Source organism: Sphingobacterium sp. 40-24 (assembly GCF_001899705.1).
Lineage (GTDB): Bacteria > Bacteroidota > Bacteroidia > Sphingobacteriales > Sphingobacteriaceae > Sphingobacterium > Sphingobacterium multivorum.
This window is the reverse complement of the sequence record NZ_MKWH01000037.1, coordinates 167608-182573: the sequence shown is the minus strand read 5'-3', so window position 1 is coordinate 182573 and position 14966 is coordinate 167608. Positions and strand designations below refer to the sequence as shown.

At 37.8% G+C, this 14966-nt stretch carries 14 protein-coding genes and 2 tRNA genes; 6 read left to right on the top strand and 10 right to left on the bottom strand.

The window, feature by feature from the left end; all coding sequences use genetic code 11:
- The first annotated feature begins 42 nt into the window (after positions 1-42).
- Together BGP15_RS15570 and BGP15_RS15565 are read left to right on the top strand one after the other, a co-directional pair.
- A complete protein-coding gene (locus BGP15_RS15570) occupies positions 43-582 on the top strand; it encodes a CopD family protein (RefSeq protein ID WP_070563133.1) in 540 nt (179 codons plus the stop codon).
- A 76-nt stretch (positions 583-658) separates the two neighbouring features.
- Positions 659-1552: a proline and serine-rich protein 1 family protein gene (locus BGP15_RS15565; protein ID WP_070563131.1), complete on the top strand. Its 894-nt coding sequence runs from the start codon at positions 659-661 to the stop codon at positions 1550-1552.
- A 21-nt stretch (positions 1553-1573) separates the two neighbouring features.
- On the opposite strand, the gene BGP15_RS15560 is transcribed toward BGP15_RS15565, so the two are convergent.
- The 5 genes from BGP15_RS15560 to BGP15_RS15545 form a co-directional block, all read right to left on the bottom strand.
- Complete coding sequence (locus BGP15_RS15560) at positions 1574-3007, bottom strand: NAD-dependent succinate-semialdehyde dehydrogenase (RefSeq protein WP_286753103.1); 1434 nt, start codon at positions 3005-3007, stop codon at positions 1574-1576.
- 77 nt (positions 3008-3084) lie between these two features.
- Positions 3085-3480, bottom strand: a complete 396-nt coding sequence (locus BGP15_RS26980; RefSeq protein ID WP_353681989.1) for a thiol-disulfide oxidoreductase DCC family protein — start codon at positions 3478-3480, stop codon at positions 3085-3087.
- A 141-nt stretch (positions 3481-3621) separates the two neighbouring features.
- Positions 3622-4836: a bifunctional 3,4-dihydroxy-2-butanone-4-phosphate synthase/GTP cyclohydrolase II gene (locus BGP15_RS15555; RefSeq protein ID WP_070563122.1), complete on the bottom strand. Its 1215-nt coding sequence runs from the start codon at positions 4834-4836 to the stop codon at positions 3622-3624.
- A gap of 71 nt (positions 4837-4907) precedes the next feature.
- Positions 4908-6392, bottom strand: coding sequence for an LptF/LptG family permease (locus tag BGP15_RS15550; RefSeq protein WP_286770025.1), 1485 nt, complete (start codon positions 6390-6392; stop codon positions 4908-4910).
- Between the two features lie 102 nt (positions 6393-6494).
- Positions 6495-6872: an START-like domain-containing protein gene (locus BGP15_RS15545; RefSeq protein ID WP_070563117.1), complete on the bottom strand. Its 378-nt coding sequence runs from the start codon at positions 6870-6872 to the stop codon at positions 6495-6497.
- 66 nt (positions 6873-6938) lie between these two features.
- On the opposite strand from BGP15_RS15545, the gene BGP15_RS15540 reads away from it, so the two are divergent.
- The 3 genes from BGP15_RS15540 (at position 6939) to BGP15_RS15530 (ending at position 9431) form a co-directional block, all read left to right on the top strand.
- A tRNA-Met gene (locus BGP15_RS15540) sits at positions 6939-7012 on the top strand.
- Positions 7013-7305: 293 nt separating this feature from the next.
- Positions 7306-7379, top strand: a tRNA-Met gene (locus tag BGP15_RS15535).
- A gap of 135 nt (positions 7380-7514) precedes the next feature.
- Entirely contained in the window at positions 7515-9431 is a 1917-nt protein-coding gene (locus BGP15_RS15530; protein WP_070563114.1) for a peptide-N-glycosidase F-related protein, read from the top strand.
- Between the two features lie 94 nt (positions 9432-9525).
- On the opposite strand, the gene BGP15_RS15525 is transcribed toward BGP15_RS15530, so the two are convergent.
- The 3 genes from BGP15_RS15525 to BGP15_RS15515 all read right to left on the bottom strand — a co-directional run bounded on the left by BGP15_RS15525 (position 9526) and on the right by BGP15_RS15515 (position 12525).
- Positions 9526-11205, bottom strand: a complete 1680-nt coding sequence (locus BGP15_RS15525; protein WP_070563111.1) for a hypothetical protein — start codon at positions 11203-11205, stop codon at positions 9526-9528.
- 1 nt (position 11206) lies between these two features.
- Complete coding sequence (locus BGP15_RS15520; protein ID WP_070563110.1) at positions 11207-11983, bottom strand: ABC transporter ATP-binding protein; 777 nt, start codon at positions 11981-11983, stop codon at positions 11207-11209.
- A 158-nt stretch (positions 11984-12141) separates the two neighbouring features.
- Complete coding sequence (locus BGP15_RS15515) at positions 12142-12525, bottom strand: hypothetical protein (RefSeq protein WP_070563107.1); 384 nt, start codon at positions 12523-12525, stop codon at positions 12142-12144.
- 195 nt (positions 12526-12720) lie between these two features.
- Between BGP15_RS15515 and BGP15_RS15510 the strand changes: the two genes are divergently transcribed.
- Complete coding sequence (locus BGP15_RS15510; protein WP_070563105.1) at positions 12721-12981, top strand: hypothetical protein; 261 nt, start codon at positions 12721-12723, stop codon at positions 12979-12981.
- On the opposite strand, the gene BGP15_RS15505 is transcribed toward BGP15_RS15510, so the two are convergent.
- Together BGP15_RS15505 and BGP15_RS15500 are read right to left on the bottom strand one after the other, a co-directional pair.
- Entirely contained in the window at positions 12978-13799 is an 822-nt protein-coding gene (locus BGP15_RS15505) for a helix-turn-helix domain-containing protein (protein WP_083295829.1), read from the bottom strand. The two genes, BGP15_RS15510 and BGP15_RS15505, sit on opposite strands and share 4 nt — an antisense overlap.
- 139 nt (positions 13800-13938) lie before the next feature.
- The gene (locus BGP15_RS15500; protein WP_115049397.1) at positions 13939-14802 is read right to left on the bottom strand and encodes an SDR family oxidoreductase; all 864 of its coding nucleotides are present in this window, start codon (positions 14800-14802) and stop codon (positions 13939-13941) included.
- Positions 14803-14966 lie beyond the last annotated feature (164 nt).

The window sequence follows — 14966 nt, the reverse complement described above, 5'->3', positions numbered from 1 at the left end:
TGGACGTATTGATTGCTCTTAACTTTTCTTATTTTTGTACCTATGGTCTATTTATATGCAAAAGCAGTTCATATTATCTTTGTGATTTGTTGGATGTCAGGTCTGTTCTATATGCCTCGACTCTTTATATATCATACAGAAGCTAAGGACAAGAGTCAGGAAGCATTTGATGTTTTGCATAAAGAATTCAGTAAGATGGAAAAATTACTGTGGTGGGTAATTACTACTCCTGCGATGTACATCACAGTCTTTTCTGCACTAGTTATGTTATGGTATTCTCCTGGCTTATTATCCATGGGGTGGATGCATGTAAAACTGACATTCGTTCTGGGAATGATAATTTATCATTTTACCTGCCAGAAGATTATGTTCAAATTAAGCCGTCAAGAATCCAAATTAACCTCAACAAAACTCCGTTTGTTTAATGAGGTCGCGACAGTTTTATTATTTGCGATTGTTTTTACTGTTGTCTTAAAGTCAGCCCTGAATTGGATATTTGGTGTTTTGGGGCTCTTAATTTTATCCATCGCTTTAATGATGGCCGTAAAACTTTATAAGAAGTACCGGAACAAGAAAGCATAACAAAATGTTAAATTCGTCTGGTTTCTTAATCCTTTTTTATGCTGTGTAGTCGAAAGATTATAAATTGAATCGGATTATGTACAGGAAAATTTTGGTGACGGTCTCGTTGCTTATTGTCGCAACGGCTGGGTTCGCGCAGCGATACAGACCTTTTGGAGGAGCATTAAATATCTATTCTACTGATGTTCCATTTTTTCTTTATATCAACAACGTTTTGTATAACAATAGAGCTTCCACGGATATCAGGGTCCCCAATTTGACGAGTCGTCGTTATGATCTGCGTATTGTGTTTGCTGATAGGCAGCAACGAACGTTGAACGGTAGCGGCGTGCAACTTGTCAATAGAAATGGACAATATATGAATGTTGTATTTTCTGTCAGTAGCAGACGTGGAAATAGGGGGATTATCTTGGAGTCCATGAATCCTGTTGATCGGTATAACAACGGTAATTATCGTGAGGATTTACCTTATACTAACCGGGACGGATATCGCAATGAACAAGGTAATGATCGATACAGACAATCAGAAGATCGTGACGATTTGCCAGACAATAATCGTGAAGGATATAACAAAGGATGGAATAATGATCGATATAGGCAATCAGGAGACGATAAGGTTTATCGCGACGGTGTAGCGAATCAAAGAGGATATGCTGAAAATGAAGATAATGATCAGTCTGATAACGGAGTAATGAATAAGACGAATTCTAATCGATTGAACGATCTATTGAATCAGAAGGAAAACGATCAGGATAGGCTTGCTGTAGCTGCTCAGGAATTAAAAAGTATGCGCCTAAGTGTTACTGAAATTGTTGATTTAATGGAACTTTTTATACGAGATGATAATAAACTGGCTTTTGCCAAATATGCTTATCCGACCTGTGTGGATAAACAGCATTATGAGAGAGTAGGGGATGCCTTATCGTTCAGTTCAACCCGGGAGAAGCTAGTGGATTTTTTAAAAAAATAAAAGGAGCATTTTGCTCCTTTTTTATTCACCGCCGAAGCAGATATATTTTAATTCCATATATTCATCCAAACCGTGTTTAGAACCTTCACGACCTACACCAGATTGTTTTACTCCACCAAAAGGAGCTGCTGCATTTGAAATAAGACCTGTGTTAATACCTACCATGCCAGCTTCTAGCTGTTCAGCAACACGAAAACAGCGATTTATATTTGTACTATAGAAATAGGAGGCTAGGCCAAATTCAGTAGCGTTGGCCATTGCTATTCCATCATCTTCTGTTTTGAAACTGAAAAGAGCGCAAATAGGACCAAAAGTCTCCTCGCGGAATATAAGTGCTTCTTTCGGGACGTTGGTCAGGACAGTTGGTTGGAAAAATAGGTCTTTGATGACCTTTCCTCCTGTAGCCAATTCGGCACCATGATTTAACGCGTCTTGCACATGATGCTGCACTTTTTCTAGCCCTTTTGTATTGATTAATGGACCTACCTGGACGCCTTTGTCAAGTCCATTGCCAACTTTCAATTTACTGACAGCATGGCTAAGTTTCATCGAAAACTCATCATAGACTTCTTCTTGGATTAGAAACCTATTGATGGAAACGCAAGTTTGCCCTGAGTTTCTAAATTTTCCGGCAATAGCTCCTTCGACTGCAGCATCAATATCCGCATCGTTAAAAACCAAAAAAGGAGCATTACCACCAAGCTCCATAGACACTTTTTTAATGTTAGAGGCTGATTGTTCTATGAGTGTTTTTCCGACTTCGGTTGAGCCTGTGAAAGATAGTTTTCGTATGAGGTTGTTCGTAGCGAGTTCTTTGCCGATACCAGCACTATCTTTTCCAGTAATCACATTAAAAACGCCTTTTGGAATCCCAGCATCTTCAGCCAGTTTAGCCAAAGCTATAGCAGAAAATGGTGTTTGAGATGCCGGTTTTAGCACAATGGTACAACCAGATACCAAAGCTGGAGCAACCTTTCGGGTGATCATCGCTAAGGGGAAATTCCAGGGTGTAATTGCAGCAACAACTCCGACCCCTTGCCTAATTGTAAGCATTCTAGTTCCTTTTTTTTGAGAAGGTATCGTCTCACCATAGGCCCTTTTTCCTTCTTCTGAAAACCATTCTACGAAGGAACTACCGTAGTCAACCTCTACCCTCGATTCGCTAAGGGGTTTGCCACTTTCTAAGGTCATGATTTCCGCTAGATCGTCTTTATATTGCTGAATAAGATCGTACCACTTTCGGACGGTGTTGCATCGTTCCAGTACAGTTGTGTTTTTCCAGCTTTTCCACGCCTTGTCAGCATCAATTATGGCTTTAGTACAGTCAGCTACTTTTAGATCTGGCAACGAAGCAATAACTTTCCCTGTTGCAGGATTTACCACATCAAAGGTGTGTTTTGACTTGATAAATTTCCCATTGATATAGGCACTGTCAATTAAAAGTGTATTTTTCATCGATGTAAATTTAATTGTCACAAGTATAATTAGAAGATTTCTGAACTAAACTTCACTTCAATATGATCGTTGTTTGTTCAAATGAATCTCTCTCGCTCAGATTTTGACGGTATTGTACAAAACTCATTTTTTCCAAACCATCGATAGCGATTTTTAGCAAAATAATCATAGAGCGTATCTCTCCATTTGAGTGGTAAAATCTTCAGTAAATAACATGTCATGTAGGGGAAGCCCAATTGCTTACAAATCTTTAAAACAGCTTCACTTTTGAGATAGATACCGGTTGGAGATAGGAAAACGATGGAGTCAGTATTTTTGGGAATATTTGTTAGTGTGGTCCGGGCAAATTCAGACTGCAAAGAACTAAATAAGAATTTCTTTCTGCGATCTATTCTTAATAATAGTTGAACAAAGCGATTACAGATCAAGCAATCACCATCGAAAAAGATGATATATCTCCCTTGTTGTTCCATATTATAAAGTTACTCCTATTTATTGAAAGTACTGCCACAACAAGATCATAAAAGGGAGAGATTTTATCATTAACCGAGTTTAGTCCTCCATGTAAAAAAGGCGGTGTTTCTATTGGAAACACCGCCTTTTTTAATTCCTTTTTATAGGTTTTTCATGATTGTATGTCCCATACGATCCCTTTTGGTTTTTAAGTACTCTTCGTTAAAGGGATTTGCAGTTATTTCAATAGGTACATTTTCTATAATTTCAAGACCATAACCTACTAGGCCAGCACGTTTTGTCGGATTATTTGACATAAGACGCATTTTTGTGACACCAAGATTTCGAAGAATCTGTGCTCCGACACCATAGTCTCTTAAATCTGCTTTAAATCCTAATTGTACATTGGCATCTACCGTGTCCAAGCCATTTTCTTGTAACTTGTAAGCATGTAGCTTATTGATCAGTCCAATACCGCGACCTTCTTGATTCATATAGACAATAACACCTTTCCCCTCTTGCTGGATCATTTCCATTGCTTTGTGCAGTTGAGGACCACAGTCACAACGGCAAGAACCAAAAATATCACCCGTAACACAAGAGCTGTGCACCCGCACCAAAATAGGCTCATCTTCATTCCACTCCCCTTTGTAAAGCGCTAAATGTTGTTCGCCAGTGTCTTTTTGTGTAAAGGCTTTCATCTTAAAATCACCAAATTGCGTTGGCATATTAACAGTGACTTCTTCATTGATTAAAGAATCGTGCTTAAGACGGTATTCAATTAGATCTTCAATACTAACGATCTTTAAATCAAATTTTTTAGCAACCTCTATTAGTTCTGGAAGTCTGGCCATTTCACCATCTTCTTTTAGAATCTCAACCAATACACCTGCTGGTTCAAATCCTGCTAATCGAGCAAGGTCAACGGTAGCTTCAGTGTGTCCTGTGCGACGTAATACGCCACCATCTTTTGCTATTAGCGGGAAAATATGTCCTGGTCTACCTAATTCTTCATAATGAATATTAGGATCAATCATTGCTTTAATTGTTTTCGAGCGGTCTGACGCAGAAATTCCGGTTGTACAACCGTATCCCTGTAAGTCAATGGAAACTGTAAAGTTTGTTTCATATACTGCTGTATTCTGTCCCACCATTAGATCCAGATGTAATGCATCTGCTCTTTCTTTTGTAATTGGGGCACACACTAGTCCACGACCATGAGTCGCCATAAAGTTGATGATTTCGGGAGTTGCATTGCGGGCAGCTGTGACAAAGTCTCCTTCATTTTCGCGATCTTCGTCATCCACGACGATTACTACTTTTCCTGCTTGTATATCAGCGATCGCTTCTTCGATCGTGTTTAATTTGAAATCCATTTATTGATATATTGTAATTGGTACAAAGTTAGTGTAGAATCTAAATTTATTTATAATAGCGTTGTCACAATCTAATGTGATTCTTTCAATTTATTCTTTTTTGCAAGCTTTTCCTTAATCCATTTCCAAGCGGCTTCTACTTTTAATTTATATTGATCAATATCAAATAACGCGGAATCTGTCGTTGACTTGTATGTTAGAAAAGCGGCCAATGGTGTTAAGACAATAATGGCCATCCACATGCCAACGGCTGATGATATGGCACCATCTTTAGCTGTTTTTTCTGCTACTGTAGAGATAATGTGATAGATCAGAAAGAAAATGATGGCCATCACCACAGGAAGACCAAGTCCACCTTTTCTGATAATGGCTCCTAGTGGAGCTCCAATTGCAAATAGTAAGAGACAGGAGACAGCTAGGGTAAACTTGCGATGCCATTCAATACGATAACGGATATCTTTCGATTTGTAATCTTTAAATTCAAGTGTACGGCCGTTTAGATCTTCCTTTAAATAATTCAACTGGTTCAGCGCATTCATAGTGATTTGTGCTCGTTGTTCTTGTGGAACGAGATCGGTAAGCAAATTTTTAAAAGGTTTGATCTTAGCCTCTTTGACCTTTGGCTGTCCGGGTTGATTCACACTAAAATATTTCGAATAGATATTATATCGGGTGTCTAATGTACGGACGATTGCCTTTCCCATGCTGTCTATTTTGATATAATTGGAATCGATGTACATGTCTAACTGTTTCAGGTTTAACATGGCATGGTGGCTCTTGAAGAGGTTTTCGTCAGTTTTACCCTGTTGAAAACTTCCCATATCAAACTTTTGCTCTGTTTCCTTAAACTTAAACCGCGTAAATTGCTGGCGTGGATCGTAGGTCTTGGAGTTTTTAGTCCGTGCTTCCTCGTAGCGGATACCATCCTTAAGTTTAAGGATCATATAATTGTTGTCAGGAGAGTTATAGATATACCCTTCTTTGGCCATAAGTACATTATTGGCTGTATTACCGCCACGATGATCATAGATCATCAAGTCATAGAGAATTGTTCCCGCTTTGTTTTTTCCTCTAGCGCGGATTGAGTAACCTGGAATGGTGTTGTTAAAGATTCCGGGTTTGATGAGGAAATCTGCCTTTTTATTACGTACATCAGTAAGTAGCGTACCCATTTTTAGGTTCACTACGGGGAGAATATAATCGGAGAACAGAAAAGAACTTGTTGCGAAAATTGCAACGAGTATAAATAGCGGGGTCATTGCTTTACGTAAAGATACGCCTGCAGCCTTGATTGCAACTAATTCATAGCTTTCACCCAGATTTCCGAAAGTCATAATGGAGGAAAGGAGCATGGATAAAGGCATTGCCATTTGGATTTGAACAACGCATTGATATCCAATTAGCTCCATGATGGTATACCATTCAAATCCTTTTCCAATCAAATCATCAATGTACTTGAATAGGAAAAGCATCAATAAGACAAACATCACAATAAAGAATGTGACAATAAATGGTTTTATGAAAGCTTGAAGAATAAGTAAATGAACCTTTTTCATCCGTGACGCAAAGCAAATTGATGCCTTTACATTAAGGCATCTCCCAACTAAGAAGCTCCTGCTGGAGCCCCTAGTGGAAATATATTGCAAAGATAGGCTTTTTTATGCACCTATAACACTTTGAAGATAGACTATTGAATTTTTCCAAATTAACTTTCTATTTTCAAGGTCTTCTTCTTTAGCGTAATCTGTTATCTTAAGAGCAACATCATTCGTTAGCTCGTCTTGATCGATCTCCAGATCGAAATAATAGGGATCATCATCTAGCCATTTAAAGCGTACAGATTTATTTTCTTTTGATGCTACAATTTTTGCTCGGTGAGGTTCATCATCCCAAATGAAAGTATAAACGGTGTCTTTATAGTTTACATCATCTGCAAACCATTGTGCCAATTCGTTTGGTTCTTGCAAATACGGAAATAAAATTCTAGGTGAAGAGTTGATGATATATTCTAGTTGGAATTTTATTTTATCTGCCATAAAAATGTTTTTTTAAATTTTAGTTTGTTTAAATCAAAAATAAGCTATATTTGCATTCCCAAAAATGGCGGGGTAGCTCAGATGGTTAGAGCGTTGGATTCATAACCCAAAGGTCGGCAGTTCGATTCTGCTCCCCGCTACAAATCTCTTCCAAAATTGCTTTTTATTGCATCAACTTATTATTTGTAATAATACATATTTATTTTGTTATTGCAATTTTTTTTGTAAAAAGTTGCTCCCGTTTTTTAATAAACATGTTGTTTTTTGGGCTGTCAATTTTTTTAAGTTCATTTTCTATTTTTCAATGCTAAATTTATTAAGTTAAAAATGAGTTTGTTGTGTTTAATACAAGTTTTAAATAGGCCAGAATCAGTAAAAAAATAAAAAAATCTTTTGAATTGACATACGAAGTGGTATATTTGCATACCGAAACGGCGGGGTAGCTCAGATGGTTAGAGCGTTGGATTCATAACCCAAAGGTCGGCAGTTCGATTCTGCTCCCCGCTACTAAAAGCATCAATCTTAACAAGATTGATGCTTTTTTTATGATTGCATGTATTTCCTTTTTATCGCATTTCCTTTTTTTCGCTGCTGGCAAGATTACATCTATCTTTGTATTGTTTTATGGATAATATTTAAATAATGAATATAAGACCTATACTAACCCTATTTTGCTTTTTTATCTGCCATCATGTTTTTGCACAACAAGGCACAAAAAGCCACGTCGTTACACATCAACGGAAAACCATTCTATGTGATGCACAGAAAGGCGAGAATTCTTACCCGGCTTGGGGAGTATTTCCAAAAGAAAATTATCCTATACGAAAGGTTACTATGTTTGTTACGCTGGGGAGCCCGGATAGTTTGCGCACGGCGCATTGGGACTATTTGGATCACATCGTATTACGTCGTAAAGGAGGGAAAAATGGACCAGCACTAAATTATGAATTAGGAAGAATGCTTACGCCATATGGTAGTATTTACAATAAGGGATGGAGTTGGAAGTGGCAGGTCGATGTAACTGATTTTGCTCCTTTCTTAAGGGATAGCGTGGAAATTGTCTATACTCATTCTGGTTTTGAGGACAAGACTGTGGGATGGGCACTTACCGTAGATTTTGAAATTTTATCAGGTCCACCAGTTGTTACCCCATTGGGAATAACAACGCTGTGGAATAAAGCCTATAAATATGGGGATGTCAACGAAAAGATAGCAGAAAATCTACTGCCAATAACATATACCTCGAGTGCGGGAGCAGCATTGAGCCGAATACGCATTCAGCATACAGGGCATGGTATGGATAAACCACGTGGCTGTAGCGAATTCTGTAGCCGGTGGCGCGAACTAACCTTCGATGGAAAGACTGTGGACAAACGTGATATGTGGAAGAAATGTGGGGGTAATCCACTTTATCCACAAGGCGGGACCTGGGTACATGACCGCGCATATTGGTGTCCTGGAGATTTACAGCAGCCTGATTTTATTGATGTATTTACTAAAGTTGGTACCCATCAAATTGCCTTACAGATGGAACCTTATACAGCGACTGATAATGTGCAGGCTGTCGAAAATATATCCGCTTACTTGTTTCAATATTCTGCCCCTAAGCAAAAAGTTGATGTTGCCGTTGAGTCAATAATGGTTCCAAGTGATGAACAGCGTTTTTCTCGATTAAATCCGGCGAGTGTTGGCCCAAGGATCTCTTTCAGAAATTTAGGTGCTGAGCCGATTCGTACCCTAGAAATTGTTTATGGCACGAAGGGATTCCCTGCCAGAACTTTTCATTGGAAAGGTAATCTTTCTTTTAATCAGGTTGCAGAAGTTATACTGCCTGGAGAAATACAAGAAAGAGATCAGGAGAATGTATTTACGGTATCACTTCTAAAACCGAATGGCAAGTCGGATGCGTGGCCTATAGACAATAAGGCGGAAAGCGTCTTTAACGCGCTGCAGCTATTTCCCACTGATTTTGTTTTGGAGTTTATGACCAATAATAAACCGGCGGATAATCGTATATTTCTAATTAATGCAAAGCAGGATACGGTCTTTCGCAAAAATGGCGCCCAACTGGCTGCGGCAACGATGTATAGAGATACTTTACACCTTAATGAGGGAAACCACTCACTCTCTTTGGCCGATACCGCAGGTAACGGACTGCAGTTTTGGGCACAACCTGAAAATGGTGATGGCCATTTACGAATCTTCGATTTGAAAGGAAACCTTATTCATGCTTTTGAAAGCGATTGTGGAAATGGCGAAATGTTTAGTTTCCATGCTAAACGTGGATTTGAGACGGGTCTAAGTTCAACGCAATATGCCTTCTCGCTTTATCCAAGGTCGGTTGTGGATAAGACTCAACTAAGCGTAGTCTCCAATGAACCGAGTGAGATGACTGTGCTTTTTATGGTTGATGGCGTTTTGTGGCAAAAACACGAATACAAATCCATTCAACAGGCTGTGCTGAATTATGATGTGAGTCATTTACCATCAGGAAGAATAATCGTAGAAGTTTTGATGGATGGTATTAGCCAGTTTAAAGGACGAATAAATAAAAGATAACCGGATAAAGAAAAGCGTGAAGATATTTTGTGCTTAGATTTTGAAGAATTTGATAAAAAAAGCTCCATTATGGAGCTTTTTTTCATCTGTTTAATCAATTGTCGTCGTAAGCTAAGCCTTTCCAGTCTTCTCGCTGTAAGTACTTCAGCATTAAAAAGAAGATGAACCATGCAAGTCCAGCTAAGATCCAAATTAGTGTTTCATAGTGGAAAATGATTTTATGTAAGTATCCCAAAATACCCAATAGACCTAATATCAGTAGATTAGTTATTGCTTTTGAATTGGATTGACTAGCCTTCGAAAACGGATAGCTTTTGACAATAAAAAGCATAATCAGAATACTTTCGATACCGCCAATAGCGGAAGATAATAGCAGATCATTAATAGAACTGAGACCAAATAGTGGTACACAGATAGAAAGAAACAGAATGTTGAACGGTAAAACATATTTGATAAGACATGCTTTAAGAACTCCAGTCATCAGTTGTCCTGGTTTTTGTATGGGAGTCACATGGTAGACCCAGGCCGCTTTATATTTATTACTTTGCGTAATAAGCTGGAAAACGGTTAGTATGGTTAATAACGAAAGATAAAACATAATTATATACAAGCCTGAATCACGAAGCTTCGCTATTTTGCCAGCTATTGGGAGATCGTCTCCTGTACGTAGAAATAAAAAAACGAAATAAATAGGTAGATAAGCCAACGAAGGATATAGCTGTTGCTTAAATTCTCTCGTTTTAGAACTTATCAGCCATACAATGCTAAATCCTGCCTCTTCAACGGGGGATGAGCAAACCTTCGAGGAAATTCTTTTATATAAAGGTAATTGGGATGGATTATTTCGAGTTAATTGTGAAGCTTCACCAGGAAGGCTATCGGCGGTTGCAAGTGCAGCTATTTTCGCATTAAATCCACGTGAAAATAGCTTAGTACAAGCGTAAATACCAGCAAGAGGAGTTAGTATTCCTAATGTTGATAAGACGACCATATGTACACTGTGGCTGCCAAAGAGTAATGGTTGAAATGATGCAATCCAGGTACTTGGGAATATCCAAAGAAATCTGAGTTGTTCCATCGTTAAATGAGATTCTACAATAGATTGAATCAAATTAGGGCCAACATAATAGGATAGGAAAAGAACCAGTGAGAGACCGATCTGTATATAAGTAATTACATCTTTAAACTTTTGTATGGGGAGATATTTGATGCTAATCAGATAAAATCCGTTGACAAATATCAGCGCGATCAATGTGCTTAGTATAAGCTGCAGACATAAAAGAAGGACGGAGACGATATCCCAATTGAAAGATACATAAATAAGCACAGGTAAGGTTAACGCAATTACTTGATTAAAAAGCTTGATTGAAATAAAAGTTATTCGGGAAATAGCTAAAGTCTTATCATTAACTGGTCTGGGCATAATGATATACTGATCCCGAGTATCTAATAGTATAGGCGAAAAATCGGACACCAGTGTAATACTTAACATGCTAATGAAACTGAGTAGCATGATCGAAATGGCTAAGTACCTATCTGGAATCGACAAAATAATGACCATGAATATCAGGCCAAAGATGAGATACAATAAGAATTGTAAAATCGATGACGACGAAGATGATTTTCCCGAGCTACGTTTGCGAAAGCTAATAGGCTTTCGATTATCTAGGATTATTTTGGTTTGTAAGATGATCTTAAACTGTTCATAATTGATGCCTAAGCCTTTCCAAACCCCACGAAAAAGAAGGATAAATTTTAAGATAAATTTTTCCATGTTATTGAATTGCTGTAATGATATTGGAAGCGTCCAATGCGCTGCTGCCCGTATTGGTTAATTTAGCAAATATATGCTCCAATGATTCGTTAGGATCTGTTTTTAGTTCCTCAATCGTACCATCCGCAATGATGCTCCCCTGGTTTATCAGTAAGATTCGATCAGATACTTTTTCAACAACGTCCATCATATGTGAACAATAGAAAATTGTTTTCCCTTCTTTTGCAAGTAATGAGATAAGTTCTTTAACAAAGATAACAGCATTAGCATCGAGTCCAGATAATGGTTCATCCAGCACGATAATTTGTGGGTTATGAATAATTCCTGAAATTAAAAGTACTTTTTGACGCATTCCTTTGGAGAAGGTATCCATCCTATTATTTACATTAGATTCAAGGCCAAACGCCGCTAACAGTTTTAAGGAACGTTCCTGAATGACTTTATCTTCCATTCCATAGAGTTTACCTACAAAATCCAGGTATTCCATGGGAGTCAGTACATCATATAATTCTGCGTTTTCGGGAACATATCCCAATAATGCTTTTACTGCAAGTGGATCTTTTTGAATATTGATGCCATTTATTTCTACAGTGCCTGTGAAGTCCTCGATAAGTCCTGTTAATATTTTAACAGTAGTGGATTTGCCGGCACCATTTGGGCCAATATATCCGATAACTTGACCTGGGAATATGTCGAGGTTGATTCCTTTCAATATTTCTTTTTCTCCGTATGATTTTTTTAGGTCAACAATCCGGATGAGAGGTAATATACTTTCCATATCATTATAATCTTCAAAGTAAACTTACATAAAAAATTGGAGTTATAGTTTCCAATTGAAAAGTATATGATTCCTAATTTTGAGAAGAAAGTCTTTATTTTAATCCATGGAAAAGGGACCTTCCGGTCCCTTCAAAAACTATGTTATTTTCGGAAAAACTATCTATCGTTTTTAGGATATCCCTCTTCATCGAGATCATCTCTCAAATCTTCTTCGTTCTCGGCTAATTTCTTGTCCAAAGGAGATAAACGTTCATGATCAAAAGTCTCGATTCGCATGTTAGCATTATCTAGATCTTCCTCTTTGAGTTCATCTTGTGTTGCATACTCATCTCCGACAAAAGGATTAGAGTCATCGTATGTTGAATCATCATCAATTGCACCTTCAGCTACTGTATCGTAGTCAGCCGGGTGATCGTAGTCTGGATCGTTGTCATCGACATCCATTTCATAACTGTCAAGTTCTTCATTAAAAGCAAGGTCCTGCTCTTTATCTGGATAGTCTTCTTCGACTTTCCCATTTTTACTTTCTTTTTTCGACATAATCCTGCTAATTTTTATTTATCTGTAAAACAGTTCCCGTAAAAAAAAGTTTTTGATTTATCTGTGAAAGCGAATGTTCCAGTGCCACTAGGAGGTCAGGAATGTGAAGATTCTTTTGGAAAGATAAAATCCAAAAAATGGTTAAAGCAGTAAAACAATATAATTATATGTTTGTTTTATTTTAAAATAGGAATTATGATCTTCAAGCGTTTAAATTATCAGACTTTACAGAGTTTACGCCTACAAGGCTACAATATTTTATTGACCATTGGTCGGGCTGAAGATGAGAACCCAATTTACTTCCCAATGAAATTGGAATCTTTTAATTCCAGTAGCTCAAATTTTGACAGTCATGATGCAGCGACCTTTCAAGGAAAGAAGATTCTTATTTTGGATGAAGCCATTCAACGCTCTTTAAATCACGATCTTAATGGTGTAATCCAACTCGACAATTAAGCACTATTTTTAGCTCTTTTATAAGAGCTGGGTGTAATATTTCTTTTCTTCTTATAGAAATTGGTTAGGTGACTTTCATCATTAAATCCGAGTTCTTCTACAATTTGTTTCATCGTGTATCTATTGGATGCTAGTCGCTCCTCAATTAGTTTAATACGAATATCGTCTATATACACTTTGTAGCTTTTTGAATATCTTTTTTTAAAAAAGGCCCCAAAATAATTTGCTGAAATTTGGAACTGATCTGCAATCGACTTGATTTGTAATTTATCCGGGAAATAGATATTTTGCTGTATGTATTGCTCGATCTCTTGAGACAATTCATAAGACTCGTTAATAGGTAGCTCCAGATCTGTCAATATATTTTCTACTAAAGCGAAAAGGGACATTGTCTGGTGGAATATAAAAATTGATGCCGCTTCATCTTCACTCTCATATTGTTGAATTAGCGAAATTACCCGCTCGATCAGTTTTTTATTTTCCTTTTTAAGGGATAGGCTCTTATTTAACAATGTCTTCGAGTTAAAGATATCAACCGGGTTGTGAGTAAGTCTAAAATTTTGTTGTATAAAGTGCAGATCTTTAAAGTAGGAGTTGGAGAAATAGAGTACAAATGCAGTTGTATCTTTTTTTGTCTCAAGTGTTTCGAAATCTTTATTCAAAAAAAGTAAATTCTCTTTGGAAAATTTTAAATTATTCCCTTTCGATACGAGTGTGCCTTCGGCTATATAAACTAACGCAAAATCAAAACCCGTTTTATTGAGTTCTAATTTTTCTTTATGCTTGATTTTTTGAGATTCGAAAGATAAATTCATCATATGTACAGAGTCTATTGGAATAATCGCTACAAACCTAAGAAAAATGGATTAAAGACCTTGCTATTTCCTCTTTTAAACCGGCATGTAATACAGTTGCGTATTCACCATAAAATAAATCATTCGTTATTTTAAACGATTATCAGGTGCTTTTTGCATTTCTGGTCATCTGTTCAATAGCATCCCATTGATCTTCAGGAATAATATCCAATCCATTGAACTCACCTGCTCCCTTAAGCCACTCGCCGCCATCTATCGTGATAACATCACCGTTGATATAACTGGCGTAATCGGATACCAGATAGGCCGCGAGGTTGGCCAATTCCTCCAGTTTGCCCAAGCGGCCCAAGGGGATACGTTTGGTAGGCGAGAGAAGTTCGCCTAATTCACCTGGAAGTAGCCGTTCCATGGCACCTGAAGTTTGGAATGGACCCGGAGCTATAGCATTGAGTCTTATCCCTTTTTTTCCCCATTCAACGGCTAACGATCGAGTTAATGCAAGAACTCCGGCTTTAGCTGTTGCAGAAGGAACAACGTAGCCAGAACCCGTCCAAGCATAGGTTGTGACGATACTTAGTATAGCTTTATTATGTTCGTTGGCCTCAATCCAACGCTTGCCCAGTGCTAGGGTATAGTTTATACTACCTTGGAGAACGATACCAATAACAGATTCGAAGGCGCGGTGGCTTAAACGTTCGGTAGGGGAGATAAAATTTCCGGCAGCATTGTTTATGAGGATATCTATCCCGCCAAAATGTTCATATCCAAAGGAAACGACGCGCTCGACATCCTCATAATTTCGGACATCTCCAGCTACTGCAAGACATTTCGCCTGATATTTTTCCGACAATTCGTTCGCTGTATGCTGTATAACATCATCTTTACGGCTCGTGATCAGGCAAGAGGCGCCAAGCTCGAGAAAGTAATCTGTCATGGCTTTTCCGAGGCCTGTACCACCACCCGTAATCAAAATTCGTTTTCCTTTTAACGCGTTTTCCTTTAACATACCCATATGCTGTCCAGTTTTTATGTATCCTTAAGTTACACAAATTTGGGATAAAATAAAAGCCAAGGCCAGCGGTGAAAAATAGTTCGGGAATAAATGAAAGAAGAGATATAAACAAAAACAGGAGCCATTCGAAGAATAGCTCCTGTTTTAAAAATTTCCAA

Bases quoted from the DNA above. Each gene is read 5' to 3' on its own strand.
- BGP15_RS15570 (WP_070563133.1), top strand. From the start codon at position 43: ATGGTCTATTTATATGCAAAAGCAGTTCATATTATCTTTGTGATTTGT.
- BGP15_RS15565 (WP_070563131.1), top strand. From the start codon at position 659: ATGTACAGGAAAATTTTGGTGACGGTCTCGTTGCTTATTGTCGCAACG.
- BGP15_RS15560 (WP_286753103.1), bottom strand. From the start codon at position 3,007: ATGAAAAATACACTTTTAATTGACAGTGCCTATATCAATGGGAAATTT.
- BGP15_RS26980 (WP_353681989.1), bottom strand. From the start codon at position 3,480: ATGGAACAACAAGGGAGATATATCATCTTTTTCGATGGTGATTGCTTG.
- BGP15_RS15555 (WP_070563122.1), bottom strand. From the start codon at position 4,836: ATGGATTTCAAATTAAACACGATCGAAGAAGCGATCGCTGATATACAA.
- BGP15_RS15550 (WP_286770025.1), bottom strand. From the start codon at position 6,392: ATGAAAAAGGTTCATTTACTTATTCTTCAAGCTTTCATAAAACCATTT.
- BGP15_RS15545 (WP_070563117.1), bottom strand. From the start codon at position 6,872: ATGGCAGATAAAATAAAATTCCAACTAGAATATATCATCAACTCTTCA.
- BGP15_RS15530 (WP_070563114.1), top strand. From the start codon at position 7,515: ATGAATATAAGACCTATACTAACCCTATTTTGCTTTTTTATCTGCCAT.
- BGP15_RS15525 (WP_070563111.1), bottom strand. From the start codon at position 11,205: ATGGAAAAATTTATCTTAAAATTTATCCTTCTTTTTCGTGGGGTTTGG.
- BGP15_RS15520 (WP_070563110.1), bottom strand. From the start codon at position 11,983: ATGGAAAGTATATTACCTCTCATCCGGATTGTTGACCTAAAAAAATCA.
- BGP15_RS15515 (WP_070563107.1), bottom strand. From the start codon at position 12,525: ATGTCGAAAAAAGAAAGTAAAAATGGGAAAGTCGAAGAAGACTATCCA.
- BGP15_RS15510 (WP_070563105.1), top strand. From the start codon at position 12,721: ATGATCTTCAAGCGTTTAAATTATCAGACTTTACAGAGTTTACGCCTA.
- BGP15_RS15505 (WP_083295829.1), bottom strand. From the start codon at position 13,799: ATGATGAATTTATCTTTCGAATCTCAAAAAATCAAGCATAAAGAAAAA.
- BGP15_RS15500 (WP_115049397.1), bottom strand. From the start codon at position 14,802: ATGTTAAAGGAAAACGCGTTAAAAGGAAAACGAATTTTGATTACGGGT.